Below are 24,612 nucleotides of genomic sequence, written 5' to 3'. Positions count from 1 at the left end.
TTATAGTTAATATTTAAAACTTAATAAGGAGAATGAGAATATGAAAGTAATCTATACAAAAAATTATGAAGAATTAAGTAAAAAAGCATGTGAGTTAGTAGTAGAACAAATTAATGAGAAAAAAAATTCAGTACTTGGTTTAGCAACAGGTTCAACTCCGTTAGGTCTGTATGAGGAATTAATAAAAGAACATGAAAAGGGATTAGATTTTTCTGAAATAGTAACCTATAATTTAGATGAATATATTGGCTTAAGCAAAGACAACGATCAGTCTTACAATTATTTTATGAATGAACATCTATTTAAACATGTAAATATAAATATGAACAATATTAATATTCCTAGTGGAACAAACGAGCCTGAAGAAGAAATTGTTGATTATGAGAATAAATTAAGAAAAATAGGTGGGGTTGATTTACAAATTCTTGGCTTAGGTTCAAATGGTCATATTGCTTTTAATGAGCCAAGTGAAGAATTAAATGCGAAAACAAGTATAGTAAATTTAACAGAAAGTACTATTAAGGCAAATTCTAGATTTTTTGAAAAGGAATCAGATGTTCCAACTAAAGCTATTTCTATGGGAATGGGGACAATTTTCACCGCTAAAAAAATCATTATATTAATTAGTGGTAAAAACAAGGAAGAAGCAACAGAATATCTGCTAAATAGTAATAAAATAAGCACTAATTGGCCTGTTTCCTTATTACAATTACATCAAGATACAACTGTGATAATAGATGAAAGTTCTGTTGAGGTAAAATAGTGGAAAGGGAATTAGAGTTTAAATTATTAGGACTTAACTTTAATTACTATGAAAAATTATTGCAAAATAAAGGTGCAACTTTAATAGCTCATGAATTTCAAACTAATACCGTTATTGATTCAACAATTTTCCCCTTAATAGATACGGATTGTTATTTAAGAATAAGGGAGATTAAAAATTTATTGGACAATTCTAAAAAAAAGGAATTAACCTTTAAGAAAAAAGTTAATAATGAGTATGCTAGAGAGAATTTAGAATATACTATAGAATTTGACAATAAGAAGAATTTAATAAAAATATTGGAAAATTTAAAACTTGACAAATATATTGTTGGAACAAAGGAAAGAACTTCCTATAGGTATAAAAACTTGAGAATAGATTTCGATAAATGGGATAAGGATACATATCCTTTCCCATATATTGAAGTTGAAGCAAGTACAAATGAGGAACTGTATGAGTTATTAGATGAATTAAATATTAGTAAAGAGCATATTTCTCTTAAATCTATAACTCAATTACAAAACGAATTAAGAAGATAGCTATATGCTCTCTTTTTTTTATTTTATTACTTTGCTATAATAAATATAATTGACATAAGGTAGGAGATGCAATGAGAGAGTTTTCAAAAAATTTAAAAAGGGTTGTAATAAAAGTTGGATCATCTTCAATTACTCATGAAAACGGTGATATTAACTTAAGAAAGATATTTGATTTATGTTGGCAATTAAGTGATGCTAAAAATCATGGATACGAAGTTGTCTTAGTTTCTTCAGGTGCAATAGCAGCAGGTTCTAAAAGATTAAATTTAAAAAATCGTCCTAATACAACGGCGTTGAAACAAGCTTCATCAGCAGTTGGACAAGTAGCACTAATGAACACCTATAATCGTATTCTAGGCGAGTTTAGCTATCATGGTGCACAAATTTTGCTAACTAAACATATCGAAACAGATGAATTAATGCTTACTAATGCAAAAAATGCATTTGATGAATTGTTTGGCTTAAATGTAATTCCAATAGTAAACGAAAATGATACTATTTCAACATTTGAAATCAAATTTGGAGATAATGATACTTTGTCAGCAATAGTATCTAGAATAATAGATGCAGATTTACTAGTTCTATTATCTGATATAGATGGACTATACACCTGTGATCCTAGAGAAAATAGAGACGCAAAATTAATTAAAAATGTAAATTCTATTACTGAAGAGATAAAAGGTTGTGCCCAAGGTACAAATTCTAAAGTTGGTACAGGTGGAATGGTAACCAAAATTAGTGCTGCAAGTTTATGTATGGAAAAAGGTATAGATGTTGTATTGGCAAATGGTAAAGATATGAAAATTATTAAGGATATTCTTGAAGGTGAAGAAATAGGAACTTATTTTAGGAGTAAAAAAAATGATTAATGAAATTGGTAGAAAATCAAAGGAAGCTTCTTTTGATTTGAGCTTATTATCGACAATTGATAAAAATAATATTTTAAATAAAATTTCCGATAATTTGATAAAATTTGAAGAAGATATTATTAATGCAAATAAAATAGATATAGAAAATGGAAGAAAAAATGGATTAAGTGAAGGATTAATAGACAGACTTTTACTTAATAAAGAACGTATTTTAGGTATGGTTGACTCTGCAAATAAAGTAAGAGATTTAAAAGATCCTATAGGGTCTATTGACCATATGGAAGTATTGCCTAATGGTCTACAAATTGGAAAAAAAAGAATTCCTATGGGTGTAATAGGCATTATTTACGAATCAAGACCAAATGTAACATTAGAATGTAGTATTTTGTGTTTAAAATCATCAAATAGTTTAATTCTTAGAGGCGGTAAGGAAGCTATTGAATCAAATAAAGCTATAGTAAAAATTATTAGGGAATCCATTAAAGAATTAGGTTTTAATGAAAATTTCGTTCAATTAATTGAAGACACAACAAGAGAAAGTGCCAATGCATTGATGAAGTTAGACAAGTATGTAGATTTATTAATACCTAGAGGAAGTGCAGGGTTAATTAAATCCGTAGTACAAAATTCCACAGTCCCAGTTTTAAAAACAGGAGATGGAAACTGTCATGTATATGTAGATGAATATGCTGATATTGACATGGCAATAGATATTATTGAAAATGCTAAAACTCAAAGAATAAGTGTTTGTAATGCTATGGAATCACTTCTTGTTCATAAAAATGTAGCTGATGATTTTTATTCTAAATTAAAAAAGCTTATTGATAACTATAATATAACGGTATATGGAGATGAAATATCTAAAATTAAACTAGGTCATATTAAAGATGCTACTGATGAAGAATATGCAAGGGAATATTTGGACTATGCATTTTCAATGAGAGTAGTAGATTCAATAGATGAAGCAATTTTACACATCCGCAAATTTAGTACAAATCATTCTGAAGTTATAGTAACAAAAGATTATGACAACAGTAATAAATTCCTAAATTTAGTTGATAGTGCATGTGTCTATGTAAATGCTTCCAGTAGATTTACTGATGGCTTTGAATTTGGCTTAGGAGCTGAAATGGGGATTTCAACACAAAAATTACATGCAAGAGGACCTGTTGGTCTTGAAGAATTAACATCAGAAAAATACATTATTTTAGGAAATGGGCAAGTTAGATAAAATTTTTATCTAAATATTAGGAGAAGTGAATGTATAAATTATTAGCATTAGATTTGGACGGCACAACCTTAACAAGTAAACACATAATTGATTTTGAAACAGAAAAGCATATAAAACATTTAATTAATAAAGGAGTAAAAGTTACCATTATATCCGGTAGAGAACCTAAATCCATAGTTTCTTTATCGGATCAAATCGGATTAAATGGATTAGTCGGCTCAATGAATGGAGCTATTATTACTACTTCAGATGGTGTTGACCATATTATGAATTTAACATTACCTGAAGAACAGGTAAAATATTCAATTGATTTATCGAAGAGAATGAACTTTAATTCAATACTTTTTGTAGAAAATGATTCTTTTATTGCATCTAAGAAAAATGAATTTGGAAAAATTATAGATAAATTTACAGATTATCCAGCTATAGAAGTAGGGGATTTAGATAAGTTCTTAAAAGAAAATAATTTGTACAGTAAGGTAAATAAAGTAGCAATAACAGATGAGTATGAAAATTTATTAAAATTCAAATCCGTTTATGAAAAAAACAATAACTCTTCAAAATTATTTTTTTCCCTACCATTTTTCCTAGAAATTAATCGTAATGATATTTCAAAAGGTAGAGCTTTAGAATATATTGCAAATTCTTATAATATAAACAGAGAAGAAATAATTGCAATAGGTGATGGCGAAAATGATATAGAGATGATACAATATGCAGGAAAGGGTGTAGCTATGAAAAATGCTATGTCCGGTTTAAAGGAAATCGCCGACGAAATTACTGACTCAAATGATAACCAAGGAGTAGTAAGTATTATAAAAAAATACTTTTTATAATTTGACATATTTTTTTATAAATGTTATTGTATTTAGGGAAAAAAATTAAAAAAGAATTATTTAAATGTCTGAGGAGGAAAATAATGCTTAAGGGTAGGAATTTAATTGAAATTAATGATTTTACAAATTCTGAGATTATGGATATTATGTTATTAGCTCAAGACATTATAAAGAGTCCTGAGAATTTTTCTAATTTATGTAATGGAAAAATTCTAGGGACTCTTTTTTTTGAGCCATCAACAAGAACAAGATTAAGTTTTGAATCTGCAATACACAGATTAGGAGGAGATTGTATAGGTTTTTCTGAAAGTCAATCATCTTCTACAGCAAAAGGTGAGAGTTTAGCAGATACTATAAGAACAGTTGGTAATTATGTAGATATAATTGCCATGAGGCATCCTAAGGAAGGTTCATCTACATTAGCGAAGGATTACACATCCGTACCTTTAATTAACGCTGGAGATGGAGGACATCAACATCCAACACAAACCTTAACAGATATGTTAACAATTTTAGAAAGTAAAAAAACTTTTGAAAATCTAACAATTGGTTTATGTGGTGATTTAATGTTTGGTAGAACGGTACACTCTTTAGTGAAAGCTATGTCACAGCATAAAGGAAATAAATTTGTATTTATTTCTCCTGAAGAGTTAAAGATCCCTGAATATATTAAAATAAATTTACAAAAAAATAATATTGAATATATTGAAGAAGAAAGACTAGGCAATATTATACAAGAATTAGATATTTTATATATGACAAGAGTTCAAAAAGAAAGATTTTTTAATGAAGAGGATTATATAAGATTAAAGGACAGCTATATTTTAGATAATAAAAAATTAAGGAAAGCAAAAGAGGATTTAGCTATACTACATCCACTACCAAGAGTTAATGAAATAAGCGTAGAAGTCGATTCTGATAAGAGGGCATTATATTTTGATCAAGTTAAATATGGTGTAATTGTAAGAATGGCTCTTATTCTAAAATTACTAGGGGTGAAATAATGTTAAATATTAATAGTATAAATAAAGGAATTGTAATTGATCATATAAAACCTGGTCACGGACATCTTATTTTTGAAATGTTAGGCTTAGATAAGGCAGATTACTCTGTTGCCTTAATAATGAATGCTTCTTCAAAAAAATTCGGTAGAAAAGATATGATTAAAATCGAAAATGTTATAGACATAGATTTAACAGCTCTTGCTATTATTGACCTAGACTTAACGGTAAATATTATTGAAGATCAAAAAATAGTTGAAAAAATAAATATGACTCTTCCAGAATATATTGAAAATGTTATAAAATGTAAGAATCCTAGATGTATTTCCACTAGTGAAAGAAATATTGTTCACAAATTTACCTTAGTTGATAGGGAAAACTCACTATATAAATGTGAATATTGTGATCAAATATATGATATGGAGGCATAAAATGATAATTGATAAATTATATGATTCAGTAAAGAACAAAGGATTTGTTTGTGTAGGACTTGATACTAGTTTAGATTATATACCTGAGAATATAAAAAATAAATCAAGTAATATTTCTGATGTGGTATTTGAATTTAACAAACAAATAATAGATTGCACAAATGATATAACTGGTATATATAAAGTTCAAATAGCTTACTATGAAGCTATGGGATTAGAAGGATTAAAGGCTTATTCAAAAACTTTAAAATATTTAAAAGAAAAAAACGCATTATCTATAGGTGATATTAAAAGGGGAGACATCGCTGCTACAGCTAAAGAATATGCAAAAGCTCATTTTAGTGGTGATTTTGAAGTGGATTTTATAACACTAAATCCTTACATGGGTTATGATAGTATTACACCATATTTTGATTATTTTAAATCTGGAGAAAAAGGAGCTTTTGTTCTTTTAAGAACATCAAATCCTGGTGCAAAAGATATTGAATATCTAGAATATAATAATGAACCTTTATATTATGAAATTGGTGAAAATATATATAAAATGGCTGATGAGTTTATTGGAGAATGTGGTTATAGCTCCTTGGGTTTTGTCGTAGGTGGAACATATAGTGAAGAAGCTACAGAAATTAGAGAAAGATTTAAAAAATCATTTTTCTTAATTCCTGGATATGGTGCACAAGGTGGTAAAGCAGAAGATATAAGATTATATTTAGATAACTTTAATGGAGGTGTAGTTAATTCTTCAAGGGGAATAATTACTGCTTATAAAAAACACGAAGATGGAGAAGAAAAATTCCAAGAATATACTAGACAAGCAGTAGAAATTATGAGGAATGACATTTATGGAAAAAAATAACTATATTAGCGGGAAAATATTAAAAAACGAACAAATAGATGAAGATATATTTTTAATTGAAATAGAAGGGGATTTTAAGGGGAAGCCTGGTCAATTTTATATGATTAGAGCATGGGATGAATATCCTTTACTACCTAGACCTTTAAGTATATTTGATTTAAATGAAAATAAAATATCTTTTCTATATCAAGTAGTTGGTAAAGGGACTGGAATATTATCAAATCTTAAAAAAGGTGCTGAAGTTGAAATACTAGGACCTTTAGGTAATGGGTTTCCAATTGTTAAAGATAAAAAAGTAGCTTTGGTGTCTGGAGGTATAGGACTTGCTCCTATGAAATATCTTGCAAGAACATTAGATTGTAAAGTAGATTTATTTGCAGGATTTAGAAGCTCAAGTTATTTAATGGATGAAATGAGTAAGTTTGTAGATAATATTATTGTTACAACAAATGACGGAAATGAAGGTAAAAAAGGTTTTGTAACTGATTATATTGAAGATAAATATGATGTAGTTTATGCTTGTGGACCAAATCCTATGATGAATTCTTTAAAAAAATTAAATTTAGATGCTAAATCATATTACTCTTTAGAGGCTCATATGGCTTGTGGAATAGGAGCTTGTTTAGGATGTGCAATAAATACTACAGAGGGAATTAAAAGAGTTTGTCATGAAGGGCCGGTTTTTGATGGTAATGAGGTGATTTTTGATGTTGAAAGTTAATATTTGTGGAGTAGAATTTAATAACCCAGTAATAGCAGCCTCAGGAACTTTTGGATTTGGTAGGGAATTTGAACCTTATGTAGATTTAAATAAAATTGGAGGTATTTCAACTAAAGGCCTAACATACTATAAAAAAGACGGAAATGAAGGAAGAAGAATTCATGAAACAGCATCTGGTATCATGAATAGCATAGGATTACAAAATCCTTCAGTATCTGAATTTATAAAAAACGATTTGGATTTTATGAAACAATTTGATGCAAAAATTATTGCTAATATTGGTGGTTCTCAAGTAGAAGACTATTTAAAAAGTATTGAATTAATAGAACAGACCGATATAGAAATTATTGAATTAAATATTTCATGCCCAAATGTAAAAGAGGGTGGAATGGCCTTTGGAATTAAATGCGATACGGCTTATGATATTGTAAAAAAAGTTAGAGAAAAAACTAATAAGGTTTTAATGGTAAAATTATCTCCAAATGCAGAAAATATTAAAGAAATGGCTATTTCTTGTGTTGAAGCTGGTGCCGATAGCTTGTCATTGGTAAATACATTTAACGCATTAGCTATTGATATATATAAAAGAAAACCAATATTTAAAAATATTACTGCTGGATTATCAGGACCTGCAATTAAACCAATTGCATTAAGAATGGTAAAAGAAGTACATGATGTTGTTGATGTTCCAATAGTAGGAATGGGTGGCATAATGAATTGGCAAGATGCTATTGAGTTTATTATGGCTGGTTCTACAGCTATACAAGTTGGTACAGCTAATTTCATAAAACCAAATGTTATGGAAGATATTATAGATGGTATTGAAAGATTTATGATAAAAGAAAATATTAAAGACTTAAAGGAAATTACGGGAATAATTTAGGAGGACAATATGGAAAATAGAATTATAGAACTTTTAAAGGAAAGTGATGCTTTATTAACAGGACATTTTTTACTTTCATCTGGTAAACATAGTGATAAATATGTACAATGTGCTAAATTATTACAATACCCAGATAAAGCTGAAGAAGTTTGTAAAGTTTTGAAGGAAAAATTAAAAGATGAAAAAATCGACATAGTTGTAGGTCCAGCAATGGGTGGTATTATAATTGCCTATGAACTAGGTAGAGCCTTAGGGGTACCTGCTATTTTTACAGAACGAGAAAATAATGAAATGACTTTACGTAGAGGATTTGAAATTAAGGAAGGTCAAAATGTACTTATTGTAGAGGATGTAGTTACTACAGGTAAAAGTTCTTTAGAAACTATAAAAGTTATAGAGGAAAATGGCGGAAATGTAGTAGGTATTGCATCTTTAGTTGATAGAACAGGCGGAAAAGATATAGGTACAAAATTATTTTCTGCAGTAGCTTTAGATATTAATACTTATGAAAAAGATAATTGCCCATTATGTGAGAAAAATATTGAATTAGTAAAACCAGGTAGTAGAAAAAAATTCTAATTTAAAATATAATAAAGAATAGACATAATTGAATATGTCTATTTTTTATTATTCAAAATAAATTAACAAAGTATGATATTAATTCATTATATGACTAAATATTATACCTTGCACGAGTATTTCATTCTTTATATGTTATAATAATTTAGGGGATTATATGGGTAAATTAAAATCAGCTAAGAAAGCTAATAAAAAAAAATTAAAGATAAATATTTTATCTATAATATTTGTTTTTATTATACTAGTAGTTGTTAGAAATTTTTATATTAAATTTATAAAAAACAATACTATTATTTTAAAATCTCCAGTGATTTATGAAGAGAAAATCAATACAAATGCAATAGTTCTAAGAGATGAGCACGTATATGCATATGATGAGAATTTAAATTTAGGAGCAAAAAGTACTTCGAGAATATCTGTTAATACTTCTTTAGGTTCTATAAATGATTTTGCTAACAAATATGGTCTAAATACAAATATTGTTAATGATAAGTTAGAAAAATTAAAAAAAGAAGATAAATCTGATGAACTGCTTCCTGTTGAAGATATAATAGATAGTTTAAATGATTATAACTATGAAAAAATTGGTAATTTACCAGTTGATACATATCAAAATCATGAAGTTGAATATAAAAAATATTTAGAAAGTCAAAATAATATATACAAATCTATTCTTGAATCTAATGGGAAGAAAATTAAAGCAAAAAATCCAGGAGTTATTTTTACTGAAGTAGATGGATATGAAGACATATATAATATTTATAGAATGGATTTAAACTTATTGGATTTTAATATAAAAAATTTAAATTCTGGTAAAGAGTCCCATAAAAAAGGATTGAAAATAGTTAACAATAATTATTTTGGTTTGGTTTTTACTATAAATGCTAAAGATATAAAGAAAACTTATGAAATTGGTGGAGAAATTACCATTAAAATCAATGATGATTATATTACTGGAACTATACAAGATATTGATTTAAAAAATAAGATTTTTACAATAGCAGCATACTTTGATACAAGTTTCGATTCATTAAATGAAGACAGATTTTATAATATTGACATTATAAATTTTTCTACAAAATCATATGAAATACCAGAAAAATCTTTAATAACTAATAAGGATTTAGTAGGTGTTTATATAAGAAAACCTAGTGGAGTTGTTTCGTTTAAACCTGTAGAAGTAATTACAATCAAGGATAAAAAAGCAATTATAAATTATGGTAATGAGGGATTGATTAAGATTGATGGTGAGGAAATGGAAACTGTTAGTTCTTATGATGCAATAATTAAAAATCCAACAAAAGTAAAATTAGGTGAATTATTAGAATAGGTGATAAAATGAGTATAAGTACTAATTTAGATGAAATACAAAATAATATTAAAAATATAAAAGACGAACTTTCAATTAATAGGGATATTACTTTAATTGCAGTTTCAAAAACTGTAGACTCTCAAAGAGTATTAGAAGCCTACAATCATGGTCAAAAAGAATTTGGAGAAAACAAAGTACAGGAATTAGTTAAGAAATATGAAGAAATAAATAATTCTGATGTTATTTTTCATATGATTGGTCATTTACAAACAAATAAGGTAAAATATTTAGTTAATAAGGTAAAATTAATTCAATCTTTAGATAGGTTATCCTTACTAAAGGAATTAGAAAAAAGAGGAAAAAACAACAATTATATATTTAATTGTTTAATTGAATTAAACTTAGCAAAAGAAGAAAGTAAAACCGGCTTACATGAGGAAGATTTATTGGAGCTAATTGAAAAAATTGAAGAATGTGAGTTTGTTAAAGTTAAAGGTTTAATGACAGTGGCTCCTTACTATGAAGACTTAGAAAAAGTACGAGTTTACTTTAGAAAACTTAAAAATATATATGATGATTTAGCTAATAAAAACTTTAAAAATATTAATATGGAATACTTATCTATGGGAATGAGTCATGATTATAAAGTAGCAATAGAAGAAGGCTCTAACATGATTCGAGTAGGTACTAGTATTTTTGGTGAAAGAAATTATAATTAATGGAGGAAAACTATGGGCGTTTTTGATAAATTTAAAAATTTAATTGGTTTAGATGAAGATTATGATGATGATTATTATGAGGACGATTATTATGAAGATGATTATTACGATGATAGTCCTTCTGTAAACGAAAGTAGTAATTCTAATGATTATTATAATGAAAAAGACAATGATGTATATAATAATAAATTCAAAAAGAGCAATGTTGTAAGTATTAAGGACAATTATGTATCAGATAGAGTAAAAATTCTTATTCACGAACCTATAAAATATGATGATGCTCCATTGATTCTAGATGATATTATATCTAAGAACATAGTAGTTCTAAATTTAGAAATGTTAGATGTTGATATTAAGAGAAAAACCTTCGACTTTGTAAGTGGTGGAATTTATGCTATAAGTGGTAAAATGCAAAAAGTAACTAAAGATATTTTTGTAATCGCACCAAAGGAACTTGAAATTGATGGTAAAATTAAAGACCAAATACAAAGCAAAGGGTTTTATCAATTATAATTGATAGCCATGAACATAGAATATTCGAAAATATTAAATCATATACAGGATATAGAAACGAAACAGACTATCAAGAAATTTATTGATAGTCTATTTGTAGTAGAGAGAAGTGGTGGAACCTATTGCTCCGACTTTCTAACGCCTAATGAAATAGATTATTGCATAAAAAGTATTAATACTTTTTCCAGCTTTGATTATAAAATTATACCTAATAGTGATAAATGTGAAAGGAATTGTATTTTAATTAGCCCTTATGTATCTTCATTAGATATATATGACTATATTAATATAATCAGTACTGACAAAATAGATAATATTAATCATAGGGATGTACTAGGCTCACTTTTAGCACTGGGAATAAATAGAAGTAAAGTTGGAGATATTCTATTTACAGATAAAAAAATCACTATTATCTTAAGGACTTCCTTGTCTAATTATGTTCTACAGAATCTATTATCAATTTCAAAGTATAAGGTAAGTTTTTCTTTGGACAATAATTTTTCTTTTGATGATCTAATAGAAAATACTAAAAAATATTTTGCAATTGTTTCATCTCTTAGATTAGATTTAATTATTTCTGAAATTATAAATTATCCACGAAATAAAACTAGTAGTTTATTAAATTCTGGAAAAATTAAGGTAAACTATGAAGAAATAAAGAAATCTCATTATGAATTAAAAGAGGGAGATATTATTTCAGTTAAAGGATTTGGAAGATTTAAATTTTTAAATATTCTAGGAGTTACTAAAAAAAACAAATATAAGATAGAGTATATAAAATATGAGTAGGAGAATTATGTTACCAGGAATTGTAATAGTACTTGCTTTAATAATAGATCAATTTACTAAATTTAAAGCATTAAATTTGAAAAATAATTCAATTGATTTAATTGGAAAGAAAATTCAATTAGTTTATGTAGAAAATAGAGGGGCAGCCTTTGGATTTTTCCAAAATAAAAAATTTATATTATTATTTGCAACGATAATAATTATTTTATTATTAGTAATAACATTAATAAAAAATTATAGTAAATTCAGTTTACTTTCTATAATTAGTTTATCATTAATAATTGGTGGAGCTATTGGAAATTTAATAGATAGATTCTTTAGAGGATATGTTGTTGATTTTATATCCTATACTTTTTTTAACGGCTATGAATTTCCAGTATTCAATTTTGCAGATATTTTTGTTGTATCAGGATGTATATTATTAATTATTGCTATTATTTTTACAAAGGATTTTGAGGGAGTATAGATGGTTAATTTAGGTAACAGCTGGGATTTATTATTAAAAGACGAATTTAATAAGGAATATTATTTAAATCTTAGAGAAATATTAAAAAAAGAATATATGAACTTTAAAATTTATCCTTCTATGGATTTAATTTTTGATGCTTTAAAAAAGGTTGACTATAATGATGTAAAAGTTGTAATCTTAGGGCAAGATCCTTACCATGGTCCAAATCAGGCCCATGGTCATAGTTTTTCTGTTTTACCCGGTGTTAGAAAGCCACCTTCAGTTCAAAATATATTTGTAGAATTAAAAGATGATTTAGGATGCTATATTCCAAATAATGGTTACCTTATGAAATGGGTTAATCAAGGTGTATTATTGCTTAATACCTCTTTAACTGTTAGAGCTGGTTCAGCTAATTCCCATAAGGATTTAGGCTGGCAAATTTTAACTGATAGAATAATAGAAATTCTTGGAGAAAGAGAAAAACCTATAGTTTTTATTCTTTGGGGAAGAAATGCAATTAATAAAGAAAAACTTATTAAAAATCCAAATCATTTAATTGTAAAATCGGTTCATCCTTCACCGCTATCAGCATATAGAGGATTTTTTGGAAGCAAACCATTTTCTAAATGTAATAATTTTTTAATGAAAAATAATTTAAAACCGATAGACTGGCAGATAGAAAATATATGAATGAATTTAAAATTGAAGTAGATTCTTTTGACGAAACAAGAATAGATAAATATTTAACTGACTATTTACAAGAATATTCTAGAAGTTTTATAAAAAATTTGTTTTCAAATAATTCTGTTTATTTAAATAATAAAATTGTAAAACCCAGTGCTAAGGTTAAATACGGAGATTCTATACTTGTTTATATTCCAGAAAAAAAAGATATTAGTATTAAACCACAAAATATATTATTAGAAGTAGTGTACGAAGATGAGTATTTAGCTATTATAAACAAACCAGCAAACATGGTTGTTCATCCAACTGAATCAATTACAGAAGATACCTTAGTTAACGCCATTATGTATAGGTTTAAAGATTTATCGGACTTGGATTTACCTTTTAGACCTGGTATTGTTCATAGACTAGATAAGGATACTACCGGACTTATTATAATTGCTAAAAATAATAATATACATTTACTTTTACAAAAAATGTTTAAAGAAAGAAGTGTAAAAAAACTTACTTAGCCATTGTTCATGGCAAAATCCAAGACCAAATAGTTGTAGACTTACCTATAGGTAGACATATAAAAGATAGGAAAAAAATGTCAGTTAGAAAGGATATAGGAAAAGAAGCAATTACTAGAATTTATCCAATATTATATAATGAAAATTACAGCTTACTTAAAATTAATATAGACACTGGTAGGACTCACCAAATTAGAGTTCATCTTAAATATATAAATCATTGTATTGTTGGGGATAAAATCTATGGACAAAAAAATGAAAAAGTAAATTTTAAAAGTCAATTATTACATGCATATAAATTAGAATTCAAACATCCCATAACAGGAAAAGATATAATAATTTCTGCAGAACCAAATAATGTATTTAAATCTGCAGTAAAAAAATTATTTTAATTTATAATTTCAAAAGTCTTATATGGCTAATAGGTGGACTCTAAATTTAGAGAAGAACACCAATTTGCTATTAAGGCTTTTTTTAATGGTTATTATTTTTTAATTTTTTAAATTTTCATACTTTTATTTCACCATATAGAGCTTTTTTGTTATCATATAATAGTAAAAGGAGGTTATTATGTTTGATATTTTAATAATTGGAGCTGGGGTAGTAGGCGCTAATATAGCTAGGGAGCTTTCAAAATATAAGTTAGATATAGGCGTTATTGAAAAAGAACCTGACGTTTGTATGGGATCAAGTAAAGCAAATTCTGCTATTGTACATGGTGGTTATGCTGAAGATCATACAAAATTAAAAGGAAGAATTTGTTATAAGGGAAGAAAGAAATTTGAACAATTAAATAAAGAATTGGATTTTGGATATTATAAAACAGGATCTTTAGTATTATCTGATTCAGAAGAAGATTTGGACAGTTTAAAAAAACTAGAAGAAAATGGAATTAAAAATGGTTTAAATGATTTAAAAATAGTTAATAGAAAAGAAATTCAAAAAATGGAAAGCAATATTAATGAAAATTTCCAATACGCTTTATTTTGTGAAGGAGCCGGTATTTGCTCTCCTTTTGAATTTACTATAGCATTAATGGAAAATGCAATAGATAATGGTATACAGTTATTTTTAAATGAAGAAGTTATTAATATTGAAAAGAAAAATGATTATTTTAATGTTGTAACAAATGATGCAGAATATAGAAGTAGAATCCTTATAAATTCTGCTGGTTTAGGAGCAGAAAAAATTGCTAATATGCTAGGGGACTTTTCTTTTAATTTAAAATTTAGATCAGGACAATACTTTGTTTTTGATAAAAGTGAAGGAGAAAAAATCAATAAGGTGCTTTTTCAAATGCCTACAAAATTAGGTAAAGGGATTTTGGTTTCAAAAACAGTATATGGAAATTTAATAATAGGTCCTGATGCTTTAGATGAAAACACCGCTAATCTTAATACAGATTCAGATAGATTAAAAGAAATTTATAAAAAATCCTTACTAGTTACTGATAAAATTAATATTAATAAAATAATAAGGACATTCTCTGGCCTTAGAGCAATTTCAAATAATGATGATTTTATTATAGAGGAAAGCTCCATAAAAAACTTTATTAATGTAGCAGGGATTCAATCTCCAGGATTAACATCATCTCCTGCAATTGCAGAATATATAGTTGAAATTTTAAAAAACAAGGGCTTACCTTTAGAAAAAAACAAATCTTTTAATCCATATAGAAAAGGCTATGGTAACTATAATAAAGATAATATTAATAAAAATGATTTAGTATGTATTTGTGAAGAAAAAACAGAAGAAGAAATTATGGAATGTTTCAATAGACCAATACCAATTAATACAATCGATGCAATTAAGCGGAGAGTAAGAGCAGGTATGGGAATGTGTCAAGGAAGACGTTGTAAACCTAAAATTAAAGAAATACTTGAGAATAAAAATGTTAATTTAGACTATAGAACCGATATAGAAATAAAAAACATAGATAGAGTAGATAGATTTAAACTAATGAAGGAATTAAAGGAAATTAATTAATTGATATTATGAATAAAAATATAGTCTTATTTTTAAATGCAATAGGAATTTCAAATAAGAATATTTTAAAAGTTTTAGAGTTGTTTGATTCCTACAAAGATTTTAAAGAAAATTATAAAAAATTATATGAAGTAGACAATATTGATAAAAGAACAGTTAATAAAATAGTCAGTAATATTAACTTTAATATTAATGGTTATTTTGAAAGACTTAAGGAATTAAAAATTAATATTGCTTTTTACGGAGAGGATAACTATCCAAAAAATTTAAAGTATATTGATGATTATCCGTTAATTTTATATTATAAAGGAACTTTAATGAAAGAAGATTCATTAGGTATTTCTATTGTAGGTGCCAGAAAATGTACAAGTTATGGTTCTTGGGCATGTACTAAGATTGCAAACGAACTTTCATACTATAATATTCCAATTATTTCAGGTCTTGCATATGGGATAGATAAAATCGCTCATGAAGCTGCGTTAAAAAATAATAATAGAACAATAGCTGTTTTAGGAAATGGCATAGATATTATATATCCTAAAAACAATTATAAAATTTACAATGAAATTGTAAAAAATGGTGCAATAGTTACTGAATATCCATTAGGCACACAACCTTTAGGATATAATTTTCCATATAGGAATAGGATAATTTCCGGAATTGGACAGGGAGTAGTTGTTATTGAAGCAAAGGAAAAATCCGGAACTTTAATTACTGCAAATTATGCTGCTGAACAAGGAAAAGAAGTTTTCGCACTTCCAGGTAATATAAATAGCCTTTACAGTAAGGGCACTAATTTACTTATAAAAGATGGGGCTAAAATATTAATATCAATTGATGATATACTTGAAGAGATTGAATATAAGAGTATTACAAAAAATGAAAAAGATATTCAGTTTACAAGTAATGAAGAAAAACTTGTTTACAAGGAGTTGTTAAGGGAGCCTAAGAACGCTAATGAGCTATCTATTATAACTGGAATTAAAATAGATAATATTAATGTAGTCTTGACAATACTTGAGCTTAATGGTTATATTATTGAATTAAAAGGTGGAAAATTTTCCACAACTTAATTTATGAAAGGAAAATACAGTTGGCAAAAAATTTAGTAATAGTAGAGTCTCCAACTAAAGCTAAAACTATTGGAAAAATGCTAGGAAGCAATTATAAGGTAGTAGCTTCTGTTGGACACTTAAGAGATCTTCCTAAAAGCAAAATGGGAATCGATATAGAAAATAACTTTGAACCCCAATACATTAACGTTAGGGGAAAAGGTGACATAATAAAAGAATTAAAAAAACAAGCAAAGAAATCTGAAAAAATATATCTTGCTACAGACCCTGATAGAGAAGGGGAGGCTATTTCTTGGCATCTTAGTAATTTGCTAGAATTAGATCCTGATGAAAAAAATCGTGTTGAATTTAATGAGATTACAAAAGCTACTGTAAAAGAAGCTATTAAAAATCCAAGAAAAATAGATATGAATCTAGTAAATGCTCAACAAACTAGAAGAGTTTTAGATAGACTTGTTGGATATGAAATATCCCCAATACTTTGGAAAAAAGTAAAAAGTGGATTAAGTGCCGGTAGAGTACAATCAGTGGCCTTACGTCTACTATGTGAAAGAGAAGAGGAAATAAGGAAATTTGTTCCTAAAGAGTATTGGTCAATAGAAGCCACTCATATAAAAGATAAAATTGAATTTGAATCATCTTTTTACGGTGAGTTAGTTGAAGGAAAAGAAGTAAAAAAAGAATTAGAAAATATTGATGAAACAGACAGGATTATTGATTTACTAGATATTGATAATTTTGTAGTTACAAATATAAAAAAGACTAAGAAAAAAAGAAATCCATATCCTCCATATACTACAAGTACTTTACAACAGGATGCAAATAGAAAATTAGGTTTCTCTGCATCTAAAACCATGTCTGTTGCACAACAATTATATGAGGGTATTAATATTGGAAATGAAGGAAATGTTGGTTTAATTTCCTATATGAGAACCGATTCCACTAGAATTTCAAATGAAATTATTAAGGAAGCTTTAGCCTATATAAAAAATAAATATGGTAATGAATATGCTTCTAAAGGTAATAGTTATGGAAAAAATAAAAAAGGCTCTCAAGATGCACATGAAGCTGTAAGACCAAGTTCTATTATAAGAACACCTGAATCATTAAGGGATTATTTGAATAATGATCAGTATAAATTGTACAGACTTATTTGGAATAGAGTAGTTGCAAGTCAAATGACTCAATCTGAATATGAATCAACAAATTTAACTTTATTAAATAATAACTTTATTTTTAAAGCAAATGGTAATATTGAATTATTTAAAGGTTTTACTATTATTTACTCTATAGAAGATAAGAATATTCTATTACCAATTGTTGAAAAAAACGAGAAGATCAATACAAGTAAAATTGATAAAACTCAACATTTTACAAAACCTAAAGCAAGATTTACTGAAGCTTCTCTAGTAAAAACTTTAGAAGAAGATGGTATTGGAAGACCAAGTACTTACGCTTCTATAATAAGCAGTCTTTTAAAAAGAAATTATGTTAAATTGGACAAGAAGAAATTTTTTACTACAGAATTAGGTGAAAATGTTAATTCCTTTTTATTAAAATATTTTAGTGATATTATAAATAAGAAATTTACTGCTGAAATGGAAGATGAGTTAGACAAGATTGAAGAATATGATTTAGATTGGAAAAAGACCGTTTCTAAATTCTATGATAGTTTAGAAGAAAACTTAGAAAAGGCAAAATCAGATACTAATACCTATAAAGTTGAAGATAAAAAAATTGATGAGTTTTGCCCTGAGTGTGGTTCACAATTAGTAATAAAACATGGACGTAATGGGGAATTTATTGGTTGTTCAGGCTTTCCTAACTGTAAATATACCAAAGCTATAATTAAGGGAACTGGAGTCAAATGTCCTAAATGTGGTGGGGAAATAATAGAAAAAGTCTCTAAAAAAGGTAAGCTTTTTTATGGTTGTAGTAATTATCCAAATTGTGATTTTGCTGTATGGGATAAACCGATTAACGAAAAATGTCCTAAATGTCAATCAATCTTAGTTCATAAGAAAAATAGAAAAGTTGATGAAATTAAATGTTCTAATGAAAAATGTGACTATATAAAATAAATTTGTAAAAATAATACTTTTATGGTATTATACTTGAGGAATACGCACATTTACGGATTAATTAAGAGTTGCTTAATAGTACTTAATTAAGTTGAAGTAAATGGAGGTAAAAAAACAATGGAGGGATTTAATTAATGGCAGTAGTATCAATGAAAAGCCTGTTAGAAGCAGGTGTACATTTTGGACATCAAACTAGAAGATGGAATCCAAAAATGGAAAAATTTATTTTTACAGAAAGAAATGGAATCTATATTATAGATTTACAAAAAACTGTAAAACAAATTGAAGAAGCTTATAACTATATAAGAGATATAGTAGCAGATGGTGGTAAAGTATTATTTGTAGGTACAAAAAAACAAGCTCAAGAAGCTATAGAAACAGAAGCAAAAAGATCAGGTCAACCATTCGTTAGTCAAAGATGGTTAGGTGGAATGCTTACAAATTATAAAACTATAAAGAGTAGAATTAGACGTCTTCGTGAATTAGAAGAAATGGAAGAAAATGGCACATTTGCTGTTTTACCAAAAAAAGAAGTAATTCAATTAAGACATGAAAAAGATAGATTAGAAAAATTCTTAGGTGGAATAAAGGATATGAATGGCTTACCAGATGTTCTATTTGTTATTGATCCTAAGAAAGAAAAAATAGCAGTACATGAAGCACATATTTTAGGCATACCTGTAGTTGGAGTAGTAGATACAAATACAGATCCTGATGATGTAGATATTCCAATTCCTGGTAATGATGATGCTATAAGAGCTGTAAAATTAATTACAGGAGTTGTAGCAAATGCAGTAATTGAAGCTAATCAAGGTGCTCAACATGATGATGTTGAAGTTAAAGAAGAAACTCAAGAAACTGCTGAGGTAGAAGAAGTTACTGAAGAAGAAATTAAAGAAGCTTCAGAAGAAATTAACTCATAATTAAAATGGTAAGAGGAATTTATCTCTTACCTTTTGTTCTGATTTATTATAAATTTTAAGGGGGAATATTAATGGCTATAACAGCTGCAATGGTTAAAGAATTACGTGATAAAACTGGTGCTGGTATGATGGATGCAAAAAAAGCTTTACAAGAAGCTAATGAAGATATGGAAAAAGCAATGGAACTTTTAAGAGAAAAAGGACTTGCTGGTGCTTCTAAAAAAGCTGGTAGATTAGCTTCTGAAGGTTTAGTAGAAGCTTATATACATGGAGGTAGAATAGCTGCATTAGTTGAAGTTAACTCTGAAACTGATTTTGTTGCTAAAAACGATGAATTTAAACAATTTGTTAAAGATATTGCTATGCAAGTAGCTGCTTCATCTCCAAAATATGTTTCAAGAGAAGATGTACCAGAAGCAGAAGTAGCAAAGGAAAGAGAATTCTTAATTCATCAAGCTATGAACGAAAATGCTGCTAAGGGAATGGATCCTGAAAAATCTAAAATGATTGCAGAGAAAAAAGTAGAGGGAAGAATGGGTAAATTCTATGAAGAAATTTGTCTACTAGACCAAGCTTATATTAAAGACCCTAGTATAAATGTTCAAACTTTATTAAATAATCTTATTTCAAAAATTGGTGAAAATATTAAAATTCGTAGATTTATAAGATATGAAGTTGGAGAAGGTTTAGAGAAAAAAGAAGAAGACTTTGCTGAAGAAGTTGCTAAACAAATGGGTAAATAATTTTAATTAAATAAAACATAGAAAGTAGACATAAAATTATGTCTACTTTTTTATAATACGGTTTATAGAAAATATTTAATAAAATGAATTATACATAACATAATAAATCACAATAAAAAGTTAAATAATCTTCTATCTTAAATTTATATTATTTGTTTAAAACTGCATAAATCAGTTATTTCCTAAACTTATTTCTGTTGAAAAAGTAAGTTGTAAATGATATGATATTAAAGATAAAGATTTAATTTTAATTTAGAATAAGTTAACTATTCGTATTTATAAAAGATTAGTACGGGAGGAAAAATTTGGATTTAGCCTATAAAAGAGCAATAATAAAATTAAGTGGAGAAGCCCTATCAGGTGGCAAAGGTCATGGACTAGATGATGATGTTATAGATAATATATGTAAATCTATAAAGGAAGTACATGAATTAGGTTTAGAAATAGCAATTGTAGTTGGTGGGGGAAATTTTTGGAGAGGACGCTCATCTGAAAAAATAGACAGATCAACATCTGATAGTATGGGAATGTTAGGTACAGTAATTAATGCCCTAAGATTACAAGCATCACTAGAAAATTTAGGAGTTGATACAAGAGTTCAAACTGCAATTGAAATGAAGGCAGTAGCCGAACCATATATTAGGAGAAGAGCTATTAGACATATTGAAAAAAATAGAGTAGTCATCTTTGGAGCAGGTGCTGGCCTACCTTATTTTTCAACAGATACAACAGCGGCATTGAGAGCTGCTGAAATAAATGCAGATGTAATTTTACTAGGTAAAACAGGCACTGATGGAATTTATAATAAAGATCCTAATAAATATGATGATGCAGTTAAATTTAAAGAATTAACATATATAGATATACTTAACCAAGGCTTGGGTATAATGGACTCAACAGCAACTTCTTTATGTATGGATAATAAAATACCAGTAGTGGTTTTTGGAATTGATGATCCAAATAATTTAGTAAAAGTAGCTTGTGGAAATGATATTGGAACTAAAGTGAAAGGAGATTAATATGTATACCGATGTATTAAAAAACTTAGAAACAAAAATGCAAAAAACAATAAATGCTTATAAAGAGGATTTAAAAACAATTAGAGCTGGAAGAGCTAATCCTGCTTTATTAGATAATTTATCAATAGATTACTATGGAACACAAACTCCATTAAATCAAGTTTCTACTATTACAGTTGCTGAAGCAAGACTTTTAACAATCCAGCCATGGGATGTTTCAACTCTGTCAGCAATAGAAAAAAGTATATTACAATCAAACTTAGGAATAACTCCTTCAAATGACGGAAAAATTATTAGACTTCCTTTTCCAGCATTAACTGAAGAAAGAAGGAGAGATTTAGCGAAATTAGTTAGACAATATGCAGAAAACGCTAAAGTTGCTTTAAGAAATAGTAGAAGAGAAGCAATGGAAACAATAAAAAAATTAGAAAAAAATTCAGAAATATCTGAAGATGATTTAAGAACTGGTGAACAAGAAATCCAAGATATAATCAATAAGTATACTGCAGAAATTGATACAATTACAAAATCCAAAGAAGATGAATTAATGGAAATCTAGGAGAAAATATGCAAGAGAATTTACTTAACCAAATAGATTTAAATAATATACCTAAACATGTTGCAATTATTTTAGATGGTAATGGAAGATGGGCCAAGAAAAGATTTCTTCCAAGATTTAAAGGGCATCAAGAAGGTATGAAAAGAGTAGTTGAAATAGTAGAAGTTGCTAGTGATATTGGCATTAAATATTTAAGTGTTTATGCTTTTTCTACTGAGAACTGGAAAAGACCGGTGTTAGAAGTAAATTCTCTTATGGATTTATTAGTATATTATGTAGAAATACAATTAGATAGATTGAAAAAAAATAATGTTAGAGTTATTACTCTTGGAGATATATCAAAAATACCTGCTAAAGCTAAAAATGCTATTATTAAGGCTTGTAACGAAACAAGTTCTAATACGGGAATGGTTTTAAATATTGCTTTAAATTATGGTGGCAGGGACGATATTATTAATGCTACAAAAAATATTATTAAAGATTTAGAATTAGAAAAAATTAATTTAGATAATCTTAATGAAGATATTTTTAAAAATTATTTATATACAAAAAATCAACCAGATGTTGATTTGCTTATACGTTCAGGTGGAGAAAAACGACTTAGTAATTTTCTATTATATCAAACAGCCTATGCTGAATTATATTTTACTGATTGTCTATGGCCTGATTTTAAAGAAGAAGAATTATTTAAATCTATTATAGATTATCAAAATCGTAATAGAAGGTTTGGAGGAGTATAATGAAAAATTTAATTATTAGAGCTTTAACAGGAATTGTGTTAGTAGCGGTCTTAATTGGTTTTACTATACTAGGAAAAACCTACTTATTATTTTTATCTGCTTTTTTATCTTTAGTGGGCATTTATGAGTTCTTTAATATTATGAAAAAATTAGAATATAAACCTAACTATTTGTTAGCGTTTATTTTTTCTTTACTACTGCTGTTAACTGTATATTTTGGATATACAAATATAGAAAGTAGTATAATATTAGTTTATACATTATTTGTAATGATAATGATGACTTTTTTTGATTTATTTGATCATAAGACAGCCTTTCTACAAATTTTTGTAGTAACCTATATTACATTATCCTTTAGTAGACTTATACTACTGTCTGGTTCTGTGCTAATATGGTTAGTATATATTACTTCATGGGGAACAGATACTTTTGCATATTTAGTTGGCTCTGTTTTCGGGAAACATAAATTAATTGAAAAATTAAGTCCAAAAAAATCTATAGAAGGTGCAATTGGTGGAGTTATAGGAGCTGCTATTTTAACTTACATATTTGCCATAGTTTTTAAACTAGATAATAAGATGCAATTGATTATAATTGCTTCTATTGGTTCAGTAATATCTCAAATAGGTGACTTGTGTGCATCTAAATTTAAAAGATTATCAGATACTAAAGATTATGGCACAATATTTTTAGGACATGGAGGAGTATTAGATCGTTTTGATAGTGTATTATTTACTGCTCCATATATATATTTAATATATTCGTTTTTATAATGAATATCTGGAGGTTTAATGATAACAATAGTAATAGCAATAGCAGTATTTTTAGTAGTGGTTTTTTGGCATGAATTAGGACATTTTTTTGTTGCCGTAAAATCAGGAATTAAAGTAAATGAATTTTCTGTAGGAATGGGTCCGAAGTTACTTCAAAAGAAAAAAAATAATATTAAATATTCTTTAAGGGCTTTACCATTAGGGGGCTATGTTGCAATTGAAGGAGAAGATGAAGATTCAAAAGATCCAAAAGCCTTTAATAATGCAAAAGCAAGTAAAAGACTAGCTGTAATTGTAGCTGGTGTTATAATGAACTTTATTCTCGGTTTTGTAATTTTATTTTTTGTAAACATGTTTGCTCAACCAAATATAAGTTTTATAGTTGAGAATAGTCCTGCAGAGAAAGCTGGGCTTAAGGCAAATGATATTATTTTAGAAATCAATGAAAAAAAAGTAAAGAATTCAGATGATATTACAAAATATATTTCAGAATCAAATGGAGAAGAAATATATTTATTAATAAGGTCTGAAAATAAGGAAAAAGAAATTAAAGTAACTCCTTCTAAAGATGAAAGTGGGAAGTATCTGATTGGTATTCAAATAGGAAGGACTTTCAGTACAGATAACATTTCTATATTACAAGGATTTACAGGTGCTGCTAAAGATTTTAAATTTTATTCAACAGCAATAATAGATGCACTTTATAAATTAATAACAGGAAGACTATCTCTCGATAATTTAGCTGGTCCTGTAGGTACTGTTGTTTTAATTGGTGATTCTGCCAGAAAAGGTGCAATGACCTTTTTTAATCTAGTAGCAATGCTTTCTATTAATTTAGGAGTTTTTAATATTATGCCCTTTCCTGCATTAGATGGTGGTCGTGCGGTATTAATAATTATTGAAATATTAACCGGTAAAAAGTTACCAGCAGAAAAAGAAGGAATGCTAAATTTTGTTGGATTAGTATTACTTTTAGCACTTATTGTTGTAGTAACTTTCAAAGATGTAGTTGCTTTATTTTAA

27 protein-coding genes and 1 pseudogene are annotated in these 24,612 nt (G+C 27.3%); all 28 read left to right on the top strand.

What is annotated here, in order from left to right; all coding sequences use genetic code 11:
• The first annotated feature begins 40 nt into the window (after positions 1-40).
• The gene (gene nagB, locus WAO56_RS11755; protein ID WP_422144251.1) at positions 41-763 is read left to right on the top strand and encodes a glucosamine-6-phosphate deaminase; all 723 of its coding nucleotides are present in this window, start codon (positions 41-43) and stop codon (positions 761-763) included.
• Positions 763-1,302, top strand: a complete 540-nt coding sequence (locus tag WAO56_RS11750; protein WP_422144250.1) for a CYTH domain-containing protein — start codon at positions 763-765, stop codon at positions 1,300-1,302. The genes nagB and WAO56_RS11750 overlap by 1 nt, the downstream gene beginning before the upstream one ends.
• A 71-nt stretch (positions 1,303-1,373) precedes the next feature.
• Positions 1,374-2,171: a glutamate 5-kinase gene (proB, locus tag WAO56_RS11745; RefSeq protein WP_422144249.1), complete on the top strand. Its 798-nt coding sequence runs from the start codon at positions 1,374-1,376 to the stop codon at positions 2,169-2,171.
• Entirely contained in the window at positions 2,164-3,402 is a 1,239-nt protein-coding gene (locus tag WAO56_RS11740; RefSeq protein WP_422144248.1) for a glutamate-5-semialdehyde dehydrogenase, read from the top strand. The genes proB and WAO56_RS11740 overlap by 8 nt, the downstream gene beginning before the upstream one ends.
• A 29-nt stretch (positions 3,403-3,431) precedes the next feature.
• Positions 3,432-4,238 carry a Cof-type HAD-IIB family hydrolase gene (locus tag WAO56_RS11735; RefSeq protein ID WP_422144247.1) on the top strand — a complete coding sequence of 269 codons (807 nt, stop codon included), beginning with the start codon at positions 3,432-3,434 and terminating at the stop codon, positions 4,236-4,238.
• An 83-nt stretch (positions 4,239-4,321) separates the two neighbouring features.
• The gene (gene pyrB, locus WAO56_RS11730; protein WP_422144246.1) at positions 4,322-5,242 is read left to right on the top strand and encodes an aspartate carbamoyltransferase; all 921 of its coding nucleotides are present in this window, start codon (positions 4,322-4,324) and stop codon (positions 5,240-5,242) included.
• On the top strand, positions 5,242-5,670 hold the full coding sequence (locus WAO56_RS11725) for an aspartate carbamoyltransferase regulatory subunit (RefSeq protein WP_422144245.1): 429 nt from the start codon (positions 5,242-5,244) through the stop codon (positions 5,668-5,670). The genes pyrB and WAO56_RS11725 overlap by 1 nt, the downstream gene beginning before the upstream one ends.
• Before the next feature lies 1 nt (position 5,671).
• Positions 5,672-6,529 (top strand): orotidine-5'-phosphate decarboxylase, encoded by an 858-nt coding sequence (gene pyrF / locus WAO56_RS11720; RefSeq protein ID WP_422144244.1) that lies wholly within the window; start codon positions 5,672-5,674, stop codon positions 6,527-6,529.
• Positions 6,516-7,250 carry a dihydroorotate dehydrogenase electron transfer subunit gene (locus WAO56_RS11715; RefSeq protein ID WP_422144243.1) on the top strand — a complete coding sequence of 245 codons (735 nt, stop codon included), beginning with the start codon at positions 6,516-6,518 and terminating at the stop codon, positions 7,248-7,250. The genes pyrF and WAO56_RS11715 overlap by 14 nt, the downstream gene beginning before the upstream one ends.
• Entirely contained in the window at positions 7,237-8,133 is an 897-nt protein-coding gene (locus WAO56_RS11710; RefSeq protein ID WP_422146373.1) for a dihydroorotate dehydrogenase, read from the top strand. The genes WAO56_RS11715 and WAO56_RS11710 overlap by 14 nt, the downstream gene beginning before the upstream one ends.
• A gap of 9 nt (positions 8,134-8,142) precedes the next feature.
• Complete coding sequence (gene pyrE, locus WAO56_RS11705) at positions 8,143-8,712, top strand: orotate phosphoribosyltransferase (protein ID WP_422144241.1); 570 nt, start codon at positions 8,143-8,145, stop codon at positions 8,710-8,712.
• A 157-nt stretch (positions 8,713-8,869) separates the two neighbouring features.
• Positions 8,870-10,042, top strand: a complete 1,173-nt coding sequence (locus WAO56_RS11700) for an HlyD family efflux transporter periplasmic adaptor subunit (protein ID WP_422144240.1) — start codon at positions 8,870-8,872, stop codon at positions 10,040-10,042.
• A gap of 8 nt (positions 10,043-10,050) precedes the next feature.
• Positions 10,051-10,743, top strand: coding sequence for a YggS family pyridoxal phosphate-dependent enzyme (locus WAO56_RS11695; RefSeq protein WP_422144239.1), 693 nt, complete (start codon positions 10,051-10,053; stop codon positions 10,741-10,743).
• 12 nt (positions 10,744-10,755) lie between these two features.
• On the top strand, positions 10,756-11,256 hold the full coding sequence (locus WAO56_RS11690; protein WP_422144238.1) for a cell division protein SepF: 501 nt from the start codon (positions 10,756-10,758) through the stop codon (positions 11,254-11,256).
• 9 nt (positions 11,257-11,265) lie between these two features.
• Entirely contained in the window at positions 11,266-12,045 is a 780-nt protein-coding gene (locus WAO56_RS11685) for a YlmH/Sll1252 family protein (protein WP_422144237.1), read from the top strand.
• On the top strand, positions 12,038-12,511 hold the full coding sequence (gene lspA / locus WAO56_RS11680; RefSeq protein WP_422146372.1) for a signal peptidase II: 474 nt from the start codon (positions 12,038-12,040) through the stop codon (positions 12,509-12,511). The genes WAO56_RS11685 and lspA overlap by 8 nt, the downstream gene beginning before the upstream one ends.
• On the top strand, positions 12,512-13,186 hold the full coding sequence (locus WAO56_RS11675) for a uracil-DNA glycosylase (RefSeq protein WP_422144235.1): 675 nt from the start codon (positions 12,512-12,514) through the stop codon (positions 13,184-13,186).
• Positions 13,183-14,084 (top strand): annotated as a pseudogene (locus WAO56_RS11670) (RluA family pseudouridine synthase). Before WAO56_RS11675 ends, WAO56_RS11670 begins: the two are co-directional and overlap by 4 nt.
• Before the next feature lie 178 nt (positions 14,085-14,262).
• Entirely contained in the window at positions 14,263-15,678 is a 1,416-nt protein-coding gene (locus tag WAO56_RS11665; RefSeq protein ID WP_422144234.1) for an FAD-dependent oxidoreductase, read from the top strand.
• An 8-nt stretch (positions 15,679-15,686) separates the two neighbouring features.
• Positions 15,687-16,751 (top strand): DNA-processing protein DprA, encoded by a 1,065-nt coding sequence (gene dprA / locus WAO56_RS11660; protein WP_422144233.1) that lies wholly within the window; start codon positions 15,687-15,689, stop codon positions 16,749-16,751.
• A gap of 20 nt (positions 16,752-16,771) precedes the next feature.
• Entirely contained in the window at positions 16,772-18,832 is a 2,061-nt protein-coding gene (topA, locus tag WAO56_RS11655) for a type I DNA topoisomerase (RefSeq protein WP_422144232.1), read from the top strand.
• Between the two features lie 134 nt (positions 18,833-18,966).
• A complete protein-coding gene (gene rpsB / locus WAO56_RS11650) occupies positions 18,967-19,755 on the top strand; it encodes a 30S ribosomal protein S2 (RefSeq protein WP_422144231.1) in 789 nt (262 codons plus the stop codon).
• Between the two features lie 71 nt (positions 19,756-19,826).
• Complete coding sequence (gene tsf, locus WAO56_RS11645) at positions 19,827-20,498, top strand: translation elongation factor Ts (protein WP_422144230.1); 672 nt, start codon at positions 19,827-19,829, stop codon at positions 20,496-20,498.
• A gap of 305 nt (positions 20,499-20,803) precedes the next feature.
• Positions 20,804-21,517: a UMP kinase gene (gene pyrH, locus WAO56_RS11640; RefSeq protein ID WP_422144229.1), complete on the top strand. Its 714-nt coding sequence runs from the start codon at positions 20,804-20,806 to the stop codon at positions 21,515-21,517.
• 1 nt (position 21,518) lies between these two features.
• The gene (gene frr / locus WAO56_RS11635; RefSeq protein ID WP_422144228.1) at positions 21,519-22,076 is read left to right on the top strand and encodes a ribosome recycling factor; all 558 of its coding nucleotides are present in this window, start codon (positions 21,519-21,521) and stop codon (positions 22,074-22,076) included.
• A gap of 8 nt (positions 22,077-22,084) precedes the next feature.
• Positions 22,085-22,816 carry an isoprenyl transferase gene (locus WAO56_RS11630; protein ID WP_422144227.1) on the top strand — a complete coding sequence of 244 codons (732 nt, stop codon included), beginning with the start codon at positions 22,085-22,087 and terminating at the stop codon, positions 22,814-22,816.
• Positions 22,816-23,589 carry a phosphatidate cytidylyltransferase gene (locus tag WAO56_RS11625; protein ID WP_422144226.1) on the top strand — a complete coding sequence of 258 codons (774 nt, stop codon included), beginning with the start codon at positions 22,816-22,818 and terminating at the stop codon, positions 23,587-23,589. Before WAO56_RS11630 ends, WAO56_RS11625 begins: the two co-directional genes overlap by 1 nt.
• An 18-nt stretch (positions 23,590-23,607) precedes the next feature.
• Positions 23,608-24,612 (top strand): RIP metalloprotease RseP, encoded by a 1,005-nt coding sequence (gene rseP / locus WAO56_RS11620; protein ID WP_422144225.1) that lies wholly within the window; start codon positions 23,608-23,610, stop codon positions 24,610-24,612.

Origin of the sequence: Miniphocaeibacter sp., from assembly GCF_049276255.1 — a bacterium.
In the GTDB taxonomy this organism is placed as follows: domain Bacteria; phylum Bacillota; class Clostridia; order Tissierellales; family Peptoniphilaceae; genus Miniphocaeibacter.
The sequence above is the reverse complement of the archived record's forward strand: the minus strand, read 5'-3'. Positions and strand labels throughout refer to the sequence as shown.

Coding starts and splice junctions, on each gene's coding strand:
- pyrF (WP_422144244.1), top strand. CDS start 5,672: ATGATAATTGATAAATTATATGATTCAGTAAAGAACAAAGGATTTGTT.
- lspA (WP_422146372.1), top strand. CDS start 12,038: ATGAGTAGGAGAATTATGTTACCAGGAATTGTAATAGTACTTGCTTTA.
- WAO56_RS11685 (WP_422144237.1), top strand. CDS start 11,266: ATGAACATAGAATATTCGAAAATATTAAATCATATACAGGATATAGAA.
- WAO56_RS11710 (WP_422146373.1), top strand. CDS start 7,237: ATGTTGAAAGTTAATATTTGTGGAGTAGAATTTAATAACCCAGTAATA.
- frr (WP_422144228.1), top strand. CDS start 21,519: ATGTATACCGATGTATTAAAAAACTTAGAAACAAAAATGCAAAAAACA.
- WAO56_RS11665 (WP_422144234.1), top strand. CDS start 14,263: ATGTTTGATATTTTAATAATTGGAGCTGGGGTAGTAGGCGCTAATATA.
- WAO56_RS11715 (WP_422144243.1), top strand. CDS start 6,516: ATGGAAAAAAATAACTATATTAGCGGGAAAATATTAAAAAACGAACAA.
- pyrE (WP_422144241.1), top strand. CDS start 8,143: ATGGAAAATAGAATTATAGAACTTTTAAAGGAAAGTGATGCTTTATTA.
- proB (WP_422144249.1), top strand. CDS start 1,374: ATGAGAGAGTTTTCAAAAAATTTAAAAAGGGTTGTAATAAAAGTTGGA.
- rseP (WP_422144225.1), top strand. CDS start 23,608: ATGATAACAATAGTAATAGCAATAGCAGTATTTTTAGTAGTGGTTTTT.
- WAO56_RS11695 (WP_422144239.1), top strand. CDS start 10,051: ATGAGTATAAGTACTAATTTAGATGAAATACAAAATAATATTAAAAAT.
- pyrB (WP_422144246.1), top strand. CDS start 4,322: ATGCTTAAGGGTAGGAATTTAATTGAAATTAATGATTTTACAAATTCT.
- WAO56_RS11630 (WP_422144227.1), top strand. CDS start 22,085: ATGCAAGAGAATTTACTTAACCAAATAGATTTAAATAATATACCTAAA.
- WAO56_RS11725 (WP_422144245.1), top strand. CDS start 5,242: ATGTTAAATATTAATAGTATAAATAAAGGAATTGTAATTGATCATATA.
- WAO56_RS11700 (WP_422144240.1), top strand. CDS start 8,870: ATGGGTAAATTAAAATCAGCTAAGAAAGCTAATAAAAAAAAATTAAAG.
- WAO56_RS11675 (WP_422144235.1), top strand. CDS start 12,512: ATGGTTAATTTAGGTAACAGCTGGGATTTATTATTAAAAGACGAATTT.
- nagB (WP_422144251.1), top strand. CDS start 41: ATGAAAGTAATCTATACAAAAAATTATGAAGAATTAAGTAAAAAAGCA.
- WAO56_RS11690 (WP_422144238.1), top strand. CDS start 10,756: ATGGGCGTTTTTGATAAATTTAAAAATTTAATTGGTTTAGATGAAGAT.
- rpsB (WP_422144231.1), top strand. CDS start 18,967: ATGGCAGTAGTATCAATGAAAAGCCTGTTAGAAGCAGGTGTACATTTT.
- WAO56_RS11740 (WP_422144248.1), top strand. CDS start 2,164: ATGATTAATGAAATTGGTAGAAAATCAAAGGAAGCTTCTTTTGATTTG.
- WAO56_RS11735 (WP_422144247.1), top strand. CDS start 3,432: ATGTATAAATTATTAGCATTAGATTTGGACGGCACAACCTTAACAAGT.
- WAO56_RS11625 (WP_422144226.1), top strand. CDS start 22,816: ATGAAAAATTTAATTATTAGAGCTTTAACAGGAATTGTGTTAGTAGCG.
- tsf (WP_422144230.1), top strand. CDS start 19,827: ATGGCTATAACAGCTGCAATGGTTAAAGAATTACGTGATAAAACTGGT.
- dprA (WP_422144233.1), top strand. CDS start 15,687: ATGAATAAAAATATAGTCTTATTTTTAAATGCAATAGGAATTTCAAAT.